Source organism: Methanoregula sp. PtaB.Bin085 (genome assembly GCF_002067035.1).
Classification (GTDB): Archaea; Halobacteriota; Methanomicrobia; order Methanomicrobiales; family Methanospirillaceae; genus Methanoregula.
Map to the genome: position 1 here is coordinate 1 of NZ_MVQB01000014.1, position 14,358 is coordinate 14,358.

At 53.5% G+C, this 14,358-nt stretch carries 19 protein-coding genes and 1 tRNA gene; 3 read left to right on the top strand and 17 right to left on the bottom strand.

Annotated features, from left to right (window positions below; genetic code table 11):
• Positions 1-105: 105 nt before the first annotated feature.
• From A4E33_RS02220 to A4E33_RS02275, 12 genes are all read right to left on the bottom strand, one after another.
• On the bottom strand, positions 106-447 hold the full coding sequence (locus tag A4E33_RS02220; RefSeq protein ID WP_292345998.1) for a nucleotidyltransferase domain-containing protein: 342 nt from the start codon (positions 445-447) through the stop codon (positions 106-108).
• Entirely contained in the window at positions 417-806 is a 390-nt protein-coding gene (locus A4E33_RS02225) for a HEPN domain-containing protein (RefSeq protein ID WP_292346000.1), read from the bottom strand. Before A4E33_RS02225 ends, A4E33_RS02220 begins: the two co-directional genes overlap by 31 nt.
• A 321-nt stretch (positions 807-1,127) precedes the next feature.
• On the bottom strand, positions 1,128-1,265 hold the full coding sequence (locus A4E33_RS02230; protein WP_292346001.1) for a PIN domain-containing protein: 138 nt from the start codon (positions 1,263-1,265) through the stop codon (positions 1,128-1,130).
• A complete protein-coding gene (locus A4E33_RS02235) occupies positions 1,262-1,519 on the bottom strand; it encodes a hypothetical protein (RefSeq protein ID WP_292346003.1) in 258 nt (85 codons plus the stop codon). Before A4E33_RS02235 ends, A4E33_RS02230 begins: the two co-directional genes overlap by 4 nt.
• Complete coding sequence (locus A4E33_RS02240) at positions 1,516-1,722, bottom strand: hypothetical protein (protein WP_292346005.1); 207 nt, start codon at positions 1,720-1,722, stop codon at positions 1,516-1,518. The genes A4E33_RS02235 and A4E33_RS02240 overlap by 4 nt, the downstream gene beginning before the upstream one ends.
• Positions 1,723-1,992: 270 nt before the next feature.
• Positions 1,993-2,622 carry an N-acetyltransferase gene (locus A4E33_RS02245; protein WP_292346007.1) on the bottom strand — a complete coding sequence of 210 codons (630 nt, stop codon included), beginning with the start codon at positions 2,620-2,622 and terminating at the stop codon, positions 1,993-1,995.
• Between the two features lie 218 nt (positions 2,623-2,840).
• Entirely contained in the window at positions 2,841-3,293 is a 453-nt protein-coding gene (locus tag A4E33_RS02250) for a GNAT family N-acetyltransferase (protein ID WP_292346009.1), read from the bottom strand.
• Positions 3,294-3,467: 174 nt separating this feature from the next.
• Positions 3,468-3,758: a hypothetical protein gene (locus A4E33_RS02255; RefSeq protein WP_292346011.1), complete on the bottom strand. Its 291-nt coding sequence runs from the start codon at positions 3,756-3,758 to the stop codon at positions 3,468-3,470.
• 241 nt (positions 3,759-3,999) lie between these two features.
• Entirely contained in the window at positions 4,000-5,331 is a 1,332-nt protein-coding gene (locus tag A4E33_RS02260; RefSeq protein ID WP_292346012.1) for a cobyrinate a,c-diamide synthase, read from the bottom strand.
• The gene (locus tag A4E33_RS02265) at positions 5,328-6,530 is read right to left on the bottom strand and encodes an energy-coupling factor ABC transporter ATP-binding protein (RefSeq protein WP_292346013.1); all 1,203 of its coding nucleotides are present in this window, start codon (positions 6,528-6,530) and stop codon (positions 5,328-5,330) included. Before A4E33_RS02265 ends, A4E33_RS02260 begins: the two co-directional genes overlap by 4 nt.
• Positions 6,531-6,537: 7 nt before the next feature.
• Positions 6,538-7,326: a cobalt ECF transporter T component CbiQ gene (gene cbiQ, locus A4E33_RS02270; RefSeq protein WP_292346015.1), complete on the bottom strand. Its 789-nt coding sequence runs from the start codon at positions 7,324-7,326 to the stop codon at positions 6,538-6,540.
• Positions 7,327-7,590: 264 nt separating this feature from the next.
• Positions 7,591-7,794 carry a hypothetical protein gene (locus A4E33_RS02275; RefSeq protein ID WP_292346017.1) on the bottom strand — a complete coding sequence of 68 codons (204 nt, stop codon included), beginning with the start codon at positions 7,792-7,794 and terminating at the stop codon, positions 7,591-7,593.
• Positions 7,795-7,906: 112 nt separating this feature from the next.
• Between A4E33_RS02275 and A4E33_RS02280 the strand changes: the two genes are divergently transcribed.
• Positions 7,907-8,473 carry a hypothetical protein gene (locus tag A4E33_RS02280; RefSeq protein WP_292346019.1) on the top strand — a complete coding sequence of 189 codons (567 nt, stop codon included), beginning with the start codon at positions 7,907-7,909 and terminating at the stop codon, positions 8,471-8,473.
• Positions 8,474-8,513: 40 nt separating this feature from the next.
• Here the strand turns inward: A4E33_RS02280 and A4E33_RS02285 are convergent.
• The 4 genes from A4E33_RS02285 to A4E33_RS02300 all read right to left on the bottom strand — a co-directional run bounded on the left by A4E33_RS02285 (position 8,514) and on the right by A4E33_RS02300 (position 11,586).
• Positions 8,514-8,585, bottom strand: a tRNA-Arg gene (locus A4E33_RS02285).
• A gap of 252 nt (positions 8,586-8,837) precedes the next feature.
• Positions 8,838-9,632 carry an energy-coupling factor transporter transmembrane protein EcfT gene (locus A4E33_RS02290; RefSeq protein WP_292346020.1) on the bottom strand — a complete coding sequence of 265 codons (795 nt, stop codon included), beginning with the start codon at positions 9,630-9,632 and terminating at the stop codon, positions 8,838-8,840.
• Positions 9,633-9,634: 2 nt separating this feature from the next.
• Positions 9,635-11,062, bottom strand: coding sequence for an ABC transporter ATP-binding protein (locus A4E33_RS02295; RefSeq protein ID WP_292346021.1), 1,428 nt, complete (start codon positions 11,060-11,062; stop codon positions 9,635-9,637).
• On the bottom strand, positions 11,059-11,586 hold the full coding sequence (locus A4E33_RS02300) for a tryptophan transporter (RefSeq protein ID WP_292346022.1): 528 nt from the start codon (positions 11,584-11,586) through the stop codon (positions 11,059-11,061). Before A4E33_RS02300 ends, A4E33_RS02295 begins: the two co-directional genes overlap by 4 nt.
• A 220-nt stretch (positions 11,587-11,806) precedes the next feature.
• Here A4E33_RS02300 and A4E33_RS02305 point away from each other — a divergent pair, with 220 nt between their 5' ends.
• Positions 11,807-13,021 carry an NADP-dependent malic enzyme gene (locus A4E33_RS02305; protein WP_292346024.1) on the top strand — a complete coding sequence of 405 codons (1,215 nt, stop codon included), beginning with the start codon at positions 11,807-11,809 and terminating at the stop codon, positions 13,019-13,021.
• Between the two features lie 86 nt (positions 13,022-13,107).
• Here the strand turns inward: A4E33_RS02305 and A4E33_RS02310 are convergent, their stop codons facing one another.
• The gene (locus tag A4E33_RS02310) at positions 13,108-13,560 is read right to left on the bottom strand and encodes a co-chaperone YbbN (RefSeq protein ID WP_292346025.1); all 453 of its coding nucleotides are present in this window, start codon (positions 13,558-13,560) and stop codon (positions 13,108-13,110) included.
• Between the two features lie 226 nt (positions 13,561-13,786).
• On the opposite strand from A4E33_RS02310, the gene A4E33_RS02315 reads away from it, so the two are divergent.
• On the top strand, positions 13,787-14,311 hold the full coding sequence (locus A4E33_RS02315) for a hypothetical protein (protein ID WP_292346026.1): 525 nt from the start codon (positions 13,787-13,789) through the stop codon (positions 14,309-14,311).
• Positions 14,312-14,358 lie beyond the last annotated feature (47 nt).

Sequence of the window (14,358 nt, forward strand, 5' to 3'; positions counted from 1 at the left end):
GGGGGCACCTCCTCTGGAAAAATTGGTAGAATCAGATCAGGAACAACTGCCCAGTATCGCCATCAGGCGCGGGATACCCGGCACAATCCGGAGTCCCGTACGCACTCACGCCGATGATGCCGGGTTCAGGGCAATCCCTTTCCGGAGAACGCCGGCAATCGGCGATGCCGGGTCAGCGAGCTCTTCGGTTGTCAGGGTAATAATATCGAGCGGCACCCGGAATTTCCGGATCGTATTGAGCTCCGCGTCCCGGGTCAGGAGAGCCCGGTCAAAAATATCCCTGCCGGTAAAATCATCAGAAATGATCGCGATATCGATATCGCTGCCCGGCCGTGCGGTGCCGGTGCTCGAGGATCCGAACAGGATAAGGTTGTCGATACGGATCCCGCTCTCCCGTATCCTGCTGCTGAAATAATTTACCGTCTCGAGGACCTTTGCATCAACCATGTGAGGATCTCCCGCGTTTCCGCAAGCAGTTTCGTGGCCTTCTCCTTCGTATATTGTTCAAGAACCTTTTCAAGGTTGTGGGGGTAACGTCCCGTGACACCGATCCTGTTGATGATAAAAAGTGAATCCAGGAATGGTTGCGGCAGTTCAAGTTCCAGGAGTTCGACAAGATAGACAAGATTGTGTGTCTTATCCGGCTCGCTGTCAAATTTCTCTGCACAAAGTGCCTTGAGGGCTTTTTCCAATGCAAGGTGACAGAAAAAAACTGCCGGGGGATACCTGCCGGAGGCGACAAGCGATTCCGCAGTACCGAGATCGTACTGCGCCTGCCGGAACCATTCCCCGAAATCAACCGTCATGGGACAATCCACTTCTCCTTGTTTATCGTTTCCCATTGACACTGATGAAGATTGTTGTCGCTGGCGGAATCATTCTCACTCATTCCCGTCCCCCACCCCCCCTCCCGCACCCGGCCAGGGGGGTCACCCCCCTCCGGAAAAAATGCTGGTGGGGGGTCGGGGCGGTTTTGGAAAGACGAACGTGAAAGTTCGCAGGAGTTTCATGTGAGTCTGCTTAAAACCCTGAAAGGATTTTCTTGCCTTTTTCGGACGGGGGTTTGGTCGGAGACCCCCCATTCATCATCACCGATGCCGATCACCGCAAAAGGAAAACCGGTTGTATTACCCTTCATTCCGGAACGGGTTGAGAACTTTCAGCCCGGGAACCCGGTCGAAATCATTTTCATTCCGGGTCACGAGCGTGGCATCAAGCGAAAGAGCCGATGCTGCGATCACCGCATCGGGAAGGGAGATATTCATCGATGCCCGGAGTTCAATGGCTTTTCCGCAAGAGGGATGGTAAGCGGGAGACACCGGGCACAGTCAAGGAGCCGGCGAGCCTGGATCAGACCCTCCGGGGTGTGGCCTTTCCAGCCGAGGAGTTCGATCCTCGTGATGATGGAGATAGTAAACGAGCCTTCCAGAACCGGATCAATCACCTGTTTCTGCCGGGGATTGAACGCTCCTGCAAGATAATAGATCAGGATATTCGTATCTACAAGATACTCATTCATGCACGGTTCCACTCGTTCCGCAGGGACTCGGCAACACCTTTCGGATCCTTGATGAGATCCCGGTAAATCCCGAAATAGTCCTGCGGGTGGCAGGGGGCGGGATGCGTTTTTCCCGCCTGCAGCGTCTGCTCCCAGAGCTCGACCGGGATGATGACGCTCTTCTTGTTGCCGCTGGCGTCATACACATACTGGATCTCGTTCATTGGATATGCATTGATTTTAAGAATGAATATATTTTTTCGATGATTTGGATAAGGATCCGTACTGAAAAAAGTCCCGTATTCCGTTAGTAAAATTTTCATCTGTAGATAATCCCCCCACCGTCCCCCTCTCCACCGCCCGCCCCATCGCCCCCGCTCAGACAAAACTCCGCTGGCCCGCACTCACCGGCTCCTGCCCGGGCCGGCACCGGCGGATGCGAAGGGAAACGTGAGCGAGTCTGCCTCCATCGGCAATCTTTCCGCGTGCACCCGTCACGTTTCCGATCGCGGGTCCCTCACCATCGCAGTATGTATGATGGATGAGCCAGGAATCATCTGACGGTCGACAACGCGGAAACCGAAGTGCTCATACAAACCGACATTCTTTTCGTTCTGGGTGTTCAGGTAACAGGGAAACCCCCTTGCATCGAGCCGTTCCAGCATGGGCCGGATCAGCTTCCCTGCAAGCCCCTGTCCCTGGTTCACGGGGTCGACACCGATGAAGAAGAGATAGATGTGCGGTACAGACAGGTGTTGTGCATGGAGCGCGTCGACGCGGTCAGAGAACGACATCAGCCGGTTAAACCCCTCCGGCCCGAGCTGGTCCCGCAGTCGGAATCCGCCGGCCCGGAAGGCCCGCCACAACGTGATTGCGGACTTCTCTGATGGAAGCCAGACACAGACACCTTCGCACGCCGGGGACGTGGCATACACTTCCCCGTAAATGAGCCCGTACCGGATCTCGAACTCGAACAGGAACCGTGACCGGTCGGTTCGTGCGGCGATATCCGGTAACAGGTGTGTCATCTTCGGATCGGATTCGAATGCCCGGGCAAGCATCGCTGCCGCCAGCGGAATATCGTTCTTTTCCAGAAGAACGGGAGTTGCAGCAGGTATGGCCATGATCCTCACAGATTGAAATCGGACCCGGCTATGATAAAATAAACGGTTGTGAATATAATGTCCCTCATGGATTTTTTCCGGGTATGTGCTGCGCTGAAACAATAACCGGATTACCGCCGTGATTACTGGCCGGTGGTCGCTTGCCTTTCTTTCATGAAATCCGGCCTTGCTCCCTTCGCACCCGCCACCCCCGGCCACACCGGCCAGACACCGCCCGTTCAGAGATCCTTTCGCAGGTATATCATGTCCCTGCACAGGAAATCGCCGTCATAGATCGGTTCGGAATACGTTCTGGTGAAGAATCCCGGATCAGTCCTGAACCGGATAAAACCGGCCTGCTCGTAGAACGAGACCGCCGGTTCTGCCGTCCCCACGATGATCGACAAGTATTTTCCCCGGAAGTGTTCAGACAGGAAGCGTATCATGGCCGATGCAATGCCCCGGTGCCGGAACTCTTCGGCAGTTGCGAGGGCTTTCAGCTCGCACTGGTCAGCGGAAACGGGAATCACGACCGCCACACATGCAGGTACTTTACCGCAGTACGCCGCGACAAGCGTTCCCTGATCAAGATATTGTTCGACAACAGCCTCTTCCGGATCTGCGCAGAGGATCAGGGGGAGGAACGGCCGCTTGTCGCCGGTGATTATCCGGAATGAAAGGATGCAGGTCATGGGTGCCTCACCGGTGTACTGCTTCCGGCACCCGGGGGACATCCCCCCGGTCAAGAACCGGAGTCAGGGCATCAGTTCCTGCAAATGTGTGCATGCCGGTCACATAATATGCTGTGGTGAAAGGCTCCTGCCGGGCCAATACCGGCTGGCACCCGCGGGCTGCGGGAAAAAATATCAGGGATGGATGGCAACAACCCGGGCCGGCGCACCTGTCCCGCCCCGGATATCCATGGGGATGACGTTGAGCATTGCTCCCGACCGCGCGGGCTTGTCGGTGTCCGCGATGTTCTCCGGGACCGCCGGTCCGCACCGCAGATCACGCGGTGCATCGTCACGTCCTGCGGTGTCCCGGAATCCATGCCCGGCGTCTCGAGGACAATGCCGGTAACGTTCCGCTGCGTTGCCAGGAACCCGGCCGATTCGCGGGAAAAACCCGAAGAGCCGGATGGTCTTCTCGTGCTTCATTCCTGGCCGAAGACGTCTTCCATGACTCGACACCTGTCAGGGGCAATGTCCGTGACCAATGCAATCCCCCTCTTCCGGTCAATCAACCCCAGTACCCTGATGAGCGAACGGTTTGGTGCACACTGGCAGCCATTTTTCCGTCACCACTGTGCATTGGATCCTCCGGTTTTCCTGCCATATCTCTGTTCACGTTCCCTTGACGTTCGTCTTCGTATGACCATGAGATGACCGGGGCAGAAGATTATCTCCTTGAGAATCGCACGGCAGAATCGGCAAATTTTCCGGCAAACTTTGGTGTGAAATATGCATGGGTATAACAGCCAACAGTATTGTGACAGACCATACCGTCCCTGCCGGCAACGATTCCCTTTCCGCGGGAAAGGCAGACAGCATAGCGTGCATCGCGGTCCGGATCCAGCCTCGAATAATGGAATTCGTGGCCGGTTATTACCGATGACCGGGGAATGCAGGAGACATCTCCCGTCCCGGTTCCCCTGACATATCCCAGTGCCTGGATCGTCCGGGTCATTTCGGCAGTTGCGGGAAGAATGCCGCACATACGATATGTGGTATCAGCATTGATCTCATCGGTCAGATACATGAGTCCCCCGCATTCAGCGTAGATGGGCATGCCAGCATCTGCAGCTCGGCGCAGATCACCGGTGCATTCTGACGATTCAAGGGCAGCCAGATGAAGTTCCGGGTATCCTCCCCCGAGGTATACTGCATCAACGTCCGGTAACCGGTCGCGGAGCGGACTGAAAAAAACCAGTTCTGCACCGTACCGGCTGAGAAGGTCAAGGTTATCCTGATAATAGAAACAGAACGCAGGGTCAAACGCGATACCCACTGAATATCCGCATTTTCTCTCTACAGTATCATCAGGGGTCGGGTTATCGAGCGGGGGTGCCTGACATGCGGCGGCGACAAGCGCGTCCAGATGAACGTATTCTTCGATCATCTTTCCGGCATTACCGAGATTTCCGGATTCGTGAGCCATCTTGAGACCGAGATGCCGGCTTCCGATGACAATATCCTCATTCCGCGGGACATACCCAAACGCCGGGACGGTAAGCCCGGATTCAATCATCGTCCGATGCCGGGGGCTGCCGGTCCTGTTGATAATTACTCCGGGGATAATGAGTGTCGGATCGTATCCGCAATATCCCTGGATCAGGGCGTGGACACTGCGTGACATCCCCCTGGCATCGATCACGAGTACGACCGGAGCCCTGAGAATACGGGCGACATGGGCGGTACTTGCGATATCTGAGCCATCGATACCATCAAACAATCCCATAACGCCTTCAATAACCGCGATATCTGCATCTGCAGTTGCCCGGGAAAATGTGTCGATACACCCGTCCTCGCCCATCATGAACGGGTCGAGATTGCGCGAGATGCGACCGCATATTTTTGTGTGGTGCGAGGGATCGATAAAATCCGGCCCGACCTTGAACGGCTGAACGTTCATTCCCCGTGCGGTCAGGGCTGCCATGATGCCGCTCGCTATCGTTGTCTTTCCGCAACCGCTGTGCGTGCCGGCAATAACGATGCGGGGAGCTGGATTCATGAGGGGCCGTCCGTGTTTTCATCTGCATCGTTCTTTTCCGAAACAAAGGGAAGAACAGGGATGTGTACGCCGCTCTCGGTTCCATAATTATTGACCCGCTGGTATACCCGCGCAACCATGCTGCCGGTTGTCAGGATCATGGTGTCCTTGCCGAGAAGCGCTTTAAGGATACATTTATCGATCACACCATACGTGAAATCAAGGCGAACCCCGGATTTTTCTGCATATTGTTTTGCACGGGTTCCCATCGCGCCGATCGCTGTTGATCCGCGGGATGATCGCCAGCCAGGCAATGTATCGAGATCATCCCCATCAACATTAACAACGGTTATTCTTCCCGGTCCCTTTCGGCCGGATGGCTTTTGTACTAACTGTTCGATGCAGTGCATCACGTCCAGGATTGTCCGTGGTTTTTTCTCCTGGACCGGGAACCCCCGCTCCTGCAGTTCCCTGTGCAGTTCCAGAAGTATGGGAAGGGAGAGGTGAGCACTCCGGACGGATTCATAGTTGCCGAATGCAACTTCAGGAATATCTTCCTGAAGGATACGCCCGCTTTTCATCAGGATTGCACGGTCGGCCCATGGATATGCCAGTTCAACATCATGGGTTGAGATGATAATGGTTTTTCCCTCGTGGTTCAGTTCATCAAGAAGCTCAATAATATCCTCAGAACCGGAAGGATCCAGGCCGCTTGTTGGTTCATCAAGAACGAGAACATCGGGATCCATGGCAAGAACACCGGCGATTGCCACCCGTTTTTTCTCCCCGCCGGAGAGCTGGTGAGGAGGACGGCGTTCAAAACCTTCGAGTCCCACATGACGGAGCGCACGTGTTACAGCCTCCCGGACTTCTGTCTCGTTATTGCCGAGGTTTGTCGGGCCGAAAGCAACGTCCTGATACACGGTTGGGGCAATGATCTGCCGGTCAGGATTCTGGAGAACAAAACCAACCCGTTTCCGCAGGATACGTAACGACGCCGGATCGTACAGTACCGGCTGGTTGTCGAAGAGCATCATACCGGTGTCCGGACGAACCATGCCATTCAGCATCATCAGGAGCGTGGATTTTCCTGCACCATTCGGACCGACGAGCGCTATCTTCTCTTTTTTCCTGATATGGAAACTGATACCACGGATCGCTTCCATTCCCCGCGGATAACGGTATCGTATATCCCTGGCTTCGAGAATAATACTGCTCATATATCTCCTAGATAAGGGTAACGGAACCGGATATGATCACAACTGCAGACGAGAGGGCAAGGAAAGAAACCACAACGAATACCTGGACGGGTTCAGCCGGCCGACTCTCACCAAAGGCAGCGAATTTTCCCGAATAACACCGCGCATCCATGGCACGCACCAGATCATCTCCGGCATCCCAGCTGGCAATGAATGCCGCCCCGCAAAGCAGGGCAAAGGATCGTATGGATTCACGATATCTGGAATACCCAAGGCGCATGACCTGGGCATGGTAGATCTGGATTACCTGGTCCATCAGAATAAAAATCGTACGGTATATTATCATCATCAGGTCGATTACCTCATCAGGTATCCTGAATTGTCGGAATGCATTAAAAATGTCGGTCATCGGAGTGGTCAGGGATAGAAAACATAATGCAGAGATCCCCCCGAGAACCCGGCAGAAGACCAGAAAGCCCTCATTGATACTTTCCCTGGTGATTGATACTGCGAATCCTTCAATACCTTCCCATTGCCAGAAAATCTCGGTTCCTCCCCTGATCAGGATGATTCCGGCAATGCTCATGAACGCAAACATGAGTGGCAGAATAAAAAGTTCCGCATAGGTTTTCATATCCACCCGTGCCAGGTAAATGACAGCCCCTCCGAGCAGGATAGCAATAAAAAGCGGAGGAATAAAACTGCCGGAGATCAGGCAGAGAATAATGGCACCGATGCCCGCGATAAGTTTCAGGTTGGTATTCACTTCACGAAGTCCGTTCTTCTGGGCGATGTCTTCCAGAAGTTCCTCAAGCATAAGGGTTCACCATCCTTCATGTAGTAACCGGTTTTAATAAAATTTACTTTACTTAACTCAATTTTTTTGTACTTTAAAGGTTATTCGTTCCCCATTAATATAACGTGCATACGCATCATGTCATTTCCGGAAATCCTGATGCAGATGCAATTCTAATCCTGGCAAATCCGGTAAAACGATCAAACGTTGCGGAGGATTCAATGCGTTTTTCCGGCAAACGTGAGAGTCATATCGTGAAGAAAAACAGACCCCCGAATGAAATCCTTAATAATGATTACACGCTTTATCTTCTTTAATGAAAGAAAGATTCCTCTGCCGGGTATATTTCCTGATGGTCATTCTCTTGCTTGCAGGTTCAGGTTGTGTTGCACCTCCTACGGAAAATGCTTCAACTCCTATTGATCTGTACAATCCCAACCAGTTTGCAACAAATACAACCAATCCTTCATCCGCATCAGCATTCGTCACCGAAATCCCTCTCGAATTTACTGCACAAACAACAAAGCCTTCCGGATATTCGACATTTCTCCCGACAACGCAAATCCCCTCGGATATCACCTGCCGCATTTACAGCCTGAATATGACCGGAGTCAACGGGTCGGCATTTCTGTTCAACCTGAAGAACGCGCCCATGTATATCAGTTACACGGTTGTCCCGACGAATGTGACCGTGACAAAAGTATATACAGAGAACGTTCTCGATAAAAAAGAGACAAAGACCTATATATTTTCAGATTACAGCCCGCAATCGTGGTTTGAGATCACGGTCCGGAACAATGCTACCAAAGAGGTCATCCTTCAGGACGGATTCGGTGAATTAAAAGGATACCCGACATACCTGACAAGAACCATAAAAGTCATGAAAAATGAAGACCTGCAGGTTGAGTTCAGGAACAATAATATCAAATCTGAAATTTCTATCTGGGTAAAACCAATCGGGAATTTTGATGAATCACGGTTCTCTGAATTCACGGACTGCGCATACCTGGATCCCAACCGGGCATCTCTTACGACTTTGAAACAGACAACACTGCCAGGTGTAATTTATACGTGGACGCCAGAGAATATCGCCACACCGGAACAGGCAAAAGTTCAGAATCAGGGAACTGAGGTTCCGCGGAATATCTCCGACATTGCGTGGAATTAATAATTTTTTTCTTTTTTTAACCACAACAAATTAAAAAAAACGCCCCGGCCGGGACTTGAACCCGGGTCAAAAGCTCCGCAGGCTTCTAGGATGTCCACTACCCCACCGGGACGCGTTTTACTGCCTGCCTTACTAAAATCACTGTTATCGCATAAATACCTCACTCTTCGCACGAGACTTCGGGAAGAATCAGATTCAGACACCCGGGTATTTTCCGGGTGCACAATCGTAACACATGGTTTTCAACACAGTATCAGGTCCGGGAAATCGCCAGAGGGAAACCGAAAGGGCCGTGTCATGGTACTACAGCCGGATATTCGTACACGCTTTTCTCTATAATCCAAAAGGGAAAACGATTATTGTATTAAACCAGGTGAGCCAAGAGAAGGATGATAAAACCACATCCGGCAACAGAGAGTATGCCCATCACAACAAAATCCCGGCCTGCAAATTTCCGTTCACGGATGTGTGTCTTCCTGCCGATCCGGTATCCCCGCATATCGATGGTAAGCCCGAGAACATTGGCCCTCAGCAGCGCGTTGGAGACGAGAGGAACGACAATGGGGGCAACACTCCGTATCTTTCCGATAAATCCGCTTCCGGGGTTGAACCCGCGAGCAAGCTGGGCTTCGTGAATGCGCTGGCCTTCGATCTGGAGCGTGGGGATAAAACGGAGTGCGATGATGAACATCAGGATGTAATCGATCGGGAGCCCGACCTTTTCCATTGCGTGGACGAGATCCCTCGGCTGTGTTGAGATCAGGAAGAGCTGGAACGCAAAGATCAGGATCATAAACCGGAGTGTAAGGACAAGCCCGATAAGCAGCCCGCCATCGGTAACAGGGATAAGTCCCCCGGCAAACGGAATTCCCTGGGGAATCAGGTACCCGAGGGTATCACCATTCGGCATGGTAATGATGGTGATGAGGATAAAAATCAAGCTCATGACCAGGATCAGCTTGAGCTGCTGGAGCGACTCGGTAAGAAGCCTCCCGTATGCAGCGAACGCAAGCATTGCAAGAACCATGAACGTGAGAAATCCGATATCTGTTGCGATGATGCACATGATACTGACAACGATGATGAATGCGATTTTCGTATACGGGTGGAGCCGGTGGAGGAATCCGTCCTTATGCACATACTGGAGGATCTCAGCCATTGTCATGCACCCCCGGTATCTGATATAATCTTCCCGTTTTCCATCGTGATTATCCGGTCTGCACAATTTCCGGCAATATCGCGGTTGTGAGTGATGATAACAATGGTATGTCCCTTCTCCTGCAGTTTTTTCAGGATACTGATGACAAGGATCGCTTCGTAACCGTCCAGCCCTGTCGTTGGTTCGTCAAGGACGATTACCCCGGGCTGCATGGCAACAACACACGCAATCCCAAGGCGCTGCCGTTCTCCCCGCGAGAGCCAGCGGGGGTACAGGCTTGCGGATTCAGAAAGCCCGGCGTCAGTGAGTGCAGCATCGATCACCCTGTCAGCGTTTTCAATCCCGAGGTTCTTCACACCATACGCAATCTCCTCCCTCACCGTATCGGCAAAGAACATATGATCCGGGTTCTGGAAAACAAGCCCGACGTCACGCGCAAGCGAGGCGATACTGCAGTCTTTTGTGTTCCTGCCATTGACAATAACATCTCCGCTGGTTGGGGAGAGGAGCCGGTTGAAATGCTTGACCAGGGTGGTTTTTCCCGACCCGTTTTCACCGACAATCGCAACAAACTCTCCTTTGCCGAGCGTGAGGTTAATTCCTGACAGTGCCGGAACATTTCCATAGCAGTGGACAAGGTCACGAACCGTGATAACCGGTTCAGCGGGACCTGCAGTACAGGGATTTTTCCCGACTTTGGAGAAGTCAGGCAATACCATGCCCCGGATATGATCATCGTTCAGGACTTCGGCTGGACTGCCCCGGGAGGTAATCCTCCCGTCTTCCATAACAACAAGGGTATCCACAATCTCCCGGAAATGATCGAACTTATGCTCGATAAGGAGGATCGTTTTCCCCTGGTCTTTCAGGTCTTTCAGGATGCCGGCAATCCGTCGTGTCGCATGCTCATCGAGCTCGGACGTCGGTTCATCGAGTATCAGGATATCGTTGCCGAGTGCAAGTGTTGCTGCAAGCGCTACCCGCTGCTTCTGGCCACCGGAGAGATTATGCGGCGAACGGTTCTTGAGTTCCTCAAGGTAGGTGGTTTTCATAATCCCGGAGAGGCGTTCCTCGATCACTTCCGGCGGAAGTCCCCGGTGCTCAAGTGCAGACAGGATCTCTTCCTCGACGGTCGTGAAGATCATCTGGGCCTCGGGATCATCAAAAACGACACCGACATTCCGGGCAAGGTCCGAGAGAGTGCGGTAATCGGCAATATTCCTGCCGTCAACAATGATCGATCCCTCCTTTTTTCCGCCATAATCGTGGTGGAGGACACCGGAGGCGGCAAGGCAGAGCGAGGTCTTTCCGGCCCCCGAGGGCCCGGTAACCATGACGCACCGGCCCTTTTCAAGAGAGAGGGTGATCCGGTGCAGGGCCGGCTGCACCGTGTGGGGATATGTGTAACTGACGTCTTTGAGCTCAATCATTCCTGTCCTCTAAGAAGCACCCTGTTGGAAGGGATGTAGAGGAGCTGAACAATGATTGCATTAAAAACTGCCGTTATGACCACGATTGGCACAAAGACTGCAACAAATGCCATCATGTCGCCATTATACTTCGCAAGATACGTCGCACCGATTGCGATGATTGCAACTCCGGCAAAGGTAAATCCGCTTGCAAGGGTTGCAACAAATGTCGTAATCGTTGGTGCAAGTTTCGTCTTCTCGCGCAGCGCTGCAAAGAGCCCGAAGCAGACCAGCGCCCCAATCGGCTCGCTGATGAGGTTCGCAGGAGGAAACATCGAGCTGGAGATGAGCATCGAGAGGGCCCCGGCAACAAGCCCGATTCCGATTGCCTCGAAGATCTTCGGCCGGATCAGGATGATCGCAAGGCAGTAAAACGCGATGATCATGTTCGGCGTGAGCGGCGTGTGGAGCATGGCCAGGAAAAACCGCAGGATCGCACCGATCGCGAGCAGGATACCTACAATAGCAATATCTTTTGACTTCATGGTAACATCACATCATCGGGAAAGCAGTACAGAGCAGGTCCTGTGAAACCATTGCCGGCCCACGAACTAACTTATACGCTGATGTATAAATTTGTTCATCTGCGTATTAAAAGTTACTATTCTTACCCCACAACCCGGGATCTCTGTTCTCCGTTTCAGGATACCTGTGCAATAACATTCATTGCCTGACCCGGCACTCTGTCGTATGAGTGGGAGAATTATGCTGTTCACACCGGGAAGCGACGAGATCTATCGGGATGCACTGGCTCTTCATGAAAAATTCCGGGGAAAACTCGAGATCCGATCCAAAGTATCCCTGAAGAACAAGCACGACCTCTCGCTTGCGTATACTCCCGGCGTCGCGGAAGTCTGCCGGGAGATTGCAAAAGACCGGAACCTTGCCTACCGCTACACCCTGAAAGCCAATACCATTGCCATCGTGACTGACGGAACTGCCGTGCTTGGCCTTGGCAATATCGGTGGTCCTGCAGCAATCCCCGTTATGGAAGGAAAAGCAATTCTCTTCAAGGAATTTGCCGGCATCGATGCCTTCCCGATCTGTTTTGAGAACTGTCAGACAAATCTTACCGACCAGATACGGAACATCGCGCCGGTGTTCGGGGGGATCAACCTTGAGGATATCGCAGCACCCCGTTGTTTTGAAGTGGAAGATGCGCTTCAGGACATCGGTATCCCGGTCATGCACGATGACCAGCACGGGACGGCCGTTGTCGTACTTGCTGCTCTTATCAATGCCTGCAGGGTCACCGGCAGAAAATTCGAGGATTTAAACATCGTTATCTGCGGAGCGGGGGCAGCCGGCTACGCGATTGCACGCCTGCTGAAATGCATCGGGTACAACCCGGATGTCTGCACAAAGGTCCGCGAGATCATTGTCTGCGATACGAAAGGCACGATATTCCGCGGGCGCGAAGGCCTCTACCAGAACAAATACAAGTTCATCCTTGCCGAAGAGACAAACCGCCAGGCTCTTGAGGGATCCCTTGCCGATGCAATGCATGGCGCAGATGTGTTTATCGGAGTATCTGTCCCGGGCGTGGTAACAGAGGAGATGATCCGGTCGATGAACCCGGATCCCATTGTCTTTGCCATGGCAAACCCTGTCCCGGAGATCTGGCCGGATGCAGCAAAACGCGCAGGAGCAGCCGTTGTCGGCACCGGCCGGAGCGATTTCCCCAACCAGATCAACAACGTACTGGCGTTTCCGGGCATATTCCGCGGGGCTCTCGATGCCCGCGCAACACGAATTACCGACGAGATGAAGGTTGCCGCCGCACACGCGATTGCAGATTATCTGCCCCGGCCCCAGCGTGATCGCATCCTTCCCAACATCCTTGACAAGGATGTAACGAAAGCCGTGGCAAAGGCCGTTGCTGACGCAGCAGAGAAGTGCGGGTGCAGCCGGCACATCTGACAGGAACGGCTCCCGGCACATGGATCCGGAACCAGCGCATATGGAACACCGGTGTTTACCGGATTCCTGCTGCGGGCATGCCCTGCCTATCCATAACCGGTGATATCGTAATCGATGGTTGTGGAATTCCTGGCACAGTCCCTGCCATGGATCAGGACTTCGTCGATGATCTTTTTCAGGAGCAACGGGTACACGGCCCCTACGATCTCCTGTACCGGTTTCCCCTCGCAGAAAAACTTGAATGTAGGTGTGCTCCGGATACCGTATCTCTCAGGGATCCACGCGTTGGCCATGATATTGAACCGCCCGAACCGGACGGTATCCTTATAGTCCCTGGCATACCTGCGGAAATATGGTTCAATCTGGTGACAGAATGCACAGGTCGGGGAATAAAACATCACAGCAACCGGCATGTCGCTTTTGTCCACGGTCTTCTCCCAGTTCAGGTCCGTCAGTTCAACAGGTGTTTCCGGAACAGCCTGAGGATCAGGATCCTTCCGGGCAGGAGGTTGTGACGGGCTGGCGTCCTTGTCTGCCATTCTTTTGCACCCACTATGCAGTGATGTGGGGGTACGGATGATATACCTGACGGTAACAGCCATGCCAGATCCGTTCCTTCAGGAGAGCATACCGATACACAGCAAAAAGGATACACAATATAAATGCCCCGTAACTTACGCTTCGAACAATCACTGTCGCGCAGCTCACTTTCACCCCACGCAATCCGGGCCTTTTTCCCCCCGGTTGCAGCAGGGATCTGGTGCCATGCGGATCATGCTGCGCAAGGGGATCACGCTCCACCAGGGTACGTTTACGGCAGTCATTGCCCCTGAGCAGGTCATCCTCTCCGCACTCAATGACAATCCCGATATCGGGAGGTTCCTGACGCTCTTTGTCTGCGGCAATTACTCCCGCCTTCTCACCCGCTTCAGGCAGGCCTCCCCAAACATCGAGCTCCGCAGGCCGTTCACTGCCGACCAGCTGCTTACCGCCATAAAGGAAGCCGGTCACACTGTCATCATTATCGAGCACGATCCCACGCTTTTTGACGGCGCAGAGCGCCTGCTGGCCCCAATCGCCGCTGCACTCCGGGAGGCCGGACGCGAGGCGCTGGTGATCCTGTACGCGCCGGCCATGGACCGGCCGTTTGGCACCCTGGCCCGGCAGGCTGACCGGCTGATCGAGATCATGCCCTCTGACGAGCCGGGATATCGTCAGCCGTACCAGGGCACCCGGCCGTACCGGCATGACGCAGCAGCTCCCGCACAGAAAACCCTGGAGGTGTTCTGACGGAAAGAGGGCGGAATTGCCGGCAATCGTATGGGGCGGGGTGAAGG

What these genes read in the sequence shown, in the direction of transcription:
- A4E33_RS02220 (WP_292345998.1), bottom strand. Translation starts at nt 447, where the DNA reads ATGGTTGATGCAAAGGTCCTCGAGACGGTAAATTATTTCAGCAGCAGG.
- A4E33_RS02225 (WP_292346000.1), bottom strand. Translation starts at nt 806, where the DNA reads ATGACGGTTGATTTCGGGGAATGGTTCCGGCAGGCGCAGTACGATCTC.
- A4E33_RS02230 (WP_292346001.1), bottom strand. Translation starts at nt 1,265, where the DNA reads ATGAATATCTCCCTTCCCGATGCGGTGATCGCAGCATCGGCTCTTTCG.
- A4E33_RS02235 (WP_292346003.1), bottom strand. Translation starts at nt 1,519, where the DNA reads ATGAATGAGTATCTTGTAGATACGAATATCCTGATCTATTATCTTGCA.
- A4E33_RS02240 (WP_292346005.1), bottom strand. Translation starts at nt 1,722, where the DNA reads ATGAACGAGATCCAGTATGTGTATGACGCCAGCGGCAACAAGAAGAGC.
- A4E33_RS02245 (WP_292346007.1), bottom strand. Translation starts at nt 2,622, where the DNA reads ATGGCCATACCTGCTGCAACTCCCGTTCTTCTGGAAAAGAACGATATT.
- A4E33_RS02250 (WP_292346009.1), bottom strand. Translation starts at nt 3,293, where the DNA reads ATGACCTGCATCCTTTCATTCCGGATAATCACCGGCGACAAGCGGCCG.
- A4E33_RS02255 (WP_292346011.1), bottom strand. Translation starts at nt 3,758, where the DNA reads ATGAAGCACGAGAAGACCATCCGGCTCTTCGGGTTTTTCCCGCGAATC.
- A4E33_RS02260 (WP_292346012.1), bottom strand. Translation starts at nt 5,331, where the DNA reads ATGAATCCAGCTCCCCGCATCGTTATTGCCGGCACGCACAGCGGTTGC.
- A4E33_RS02265 (WP_292346013.1), bottom strand. Translation starts at nt 6,530, where the DNA reads ATGAGCAGTATTATTCTCGAAGCCAGGGATATACGATACCGTTATCCG.
- cbiQ (WP_292346015.1), bottom strand. Translation starts at nt 7,326, where the DNA reads ATGCTTGAGGAACTTCTGGAAGACATCGCCCAGAAGAACGGACTTCGT.
- A4E33_RS02280 (WP_292346019.1), top strand. Translation starts at nt 7,907, where the DNA reads ATGACCGGAGTCAACGGGTCGGCATTTCTGTTCAACCTGAAGAACGCG.
- A4E33_RS02290 (WP_292346020.1), bottom strand. Translation starts at nt 9,632, where the DNA reads ATGGCTGAGATCCTCCAGTATGTGCATAAGGACGGATTCCTCCACCGG.
- A4E33_RS02295 (WP_292346021.1), bottom strand. Translation starts at nt 11,062, where the DNA reads ATGATTGAGCTCAAAGACGTCAGTTACACATATCCCCACACGGTGCAG.
- A4E33_RS02300 (WP_292346022.1), bottom strand. Translation starts at nt 11,586, where the DNA reads ATGAAGTCAAAAGATATTGCTATTGTAGGTATCCTGCTCGCGATCGGT.
- A4E33_RS02305 (WP_292346024.1), top strand. Translation starts at nt 11,807, where the DNA reads ATGCTGTTCACACCGGGAAGCGACGAGATCTATCGGGATGCACTGGCT.
- A4E33_RS02310 (WP_292346025.1), bottom strand. Translation starts at nt 13,560, where the DNA reads ATGGCAGACAAGGACGCCAGCCCGTCACAACCTCCTGCCCGGAAGGAT.
- A4E33_RS02315 (WP_292346026.1), top strand. Translation starts at nt 13,787, where the DNA reads ATGCGGATCATGCTGCGCAAGGGGATCACGCTCCACCAGGGTACGTTT.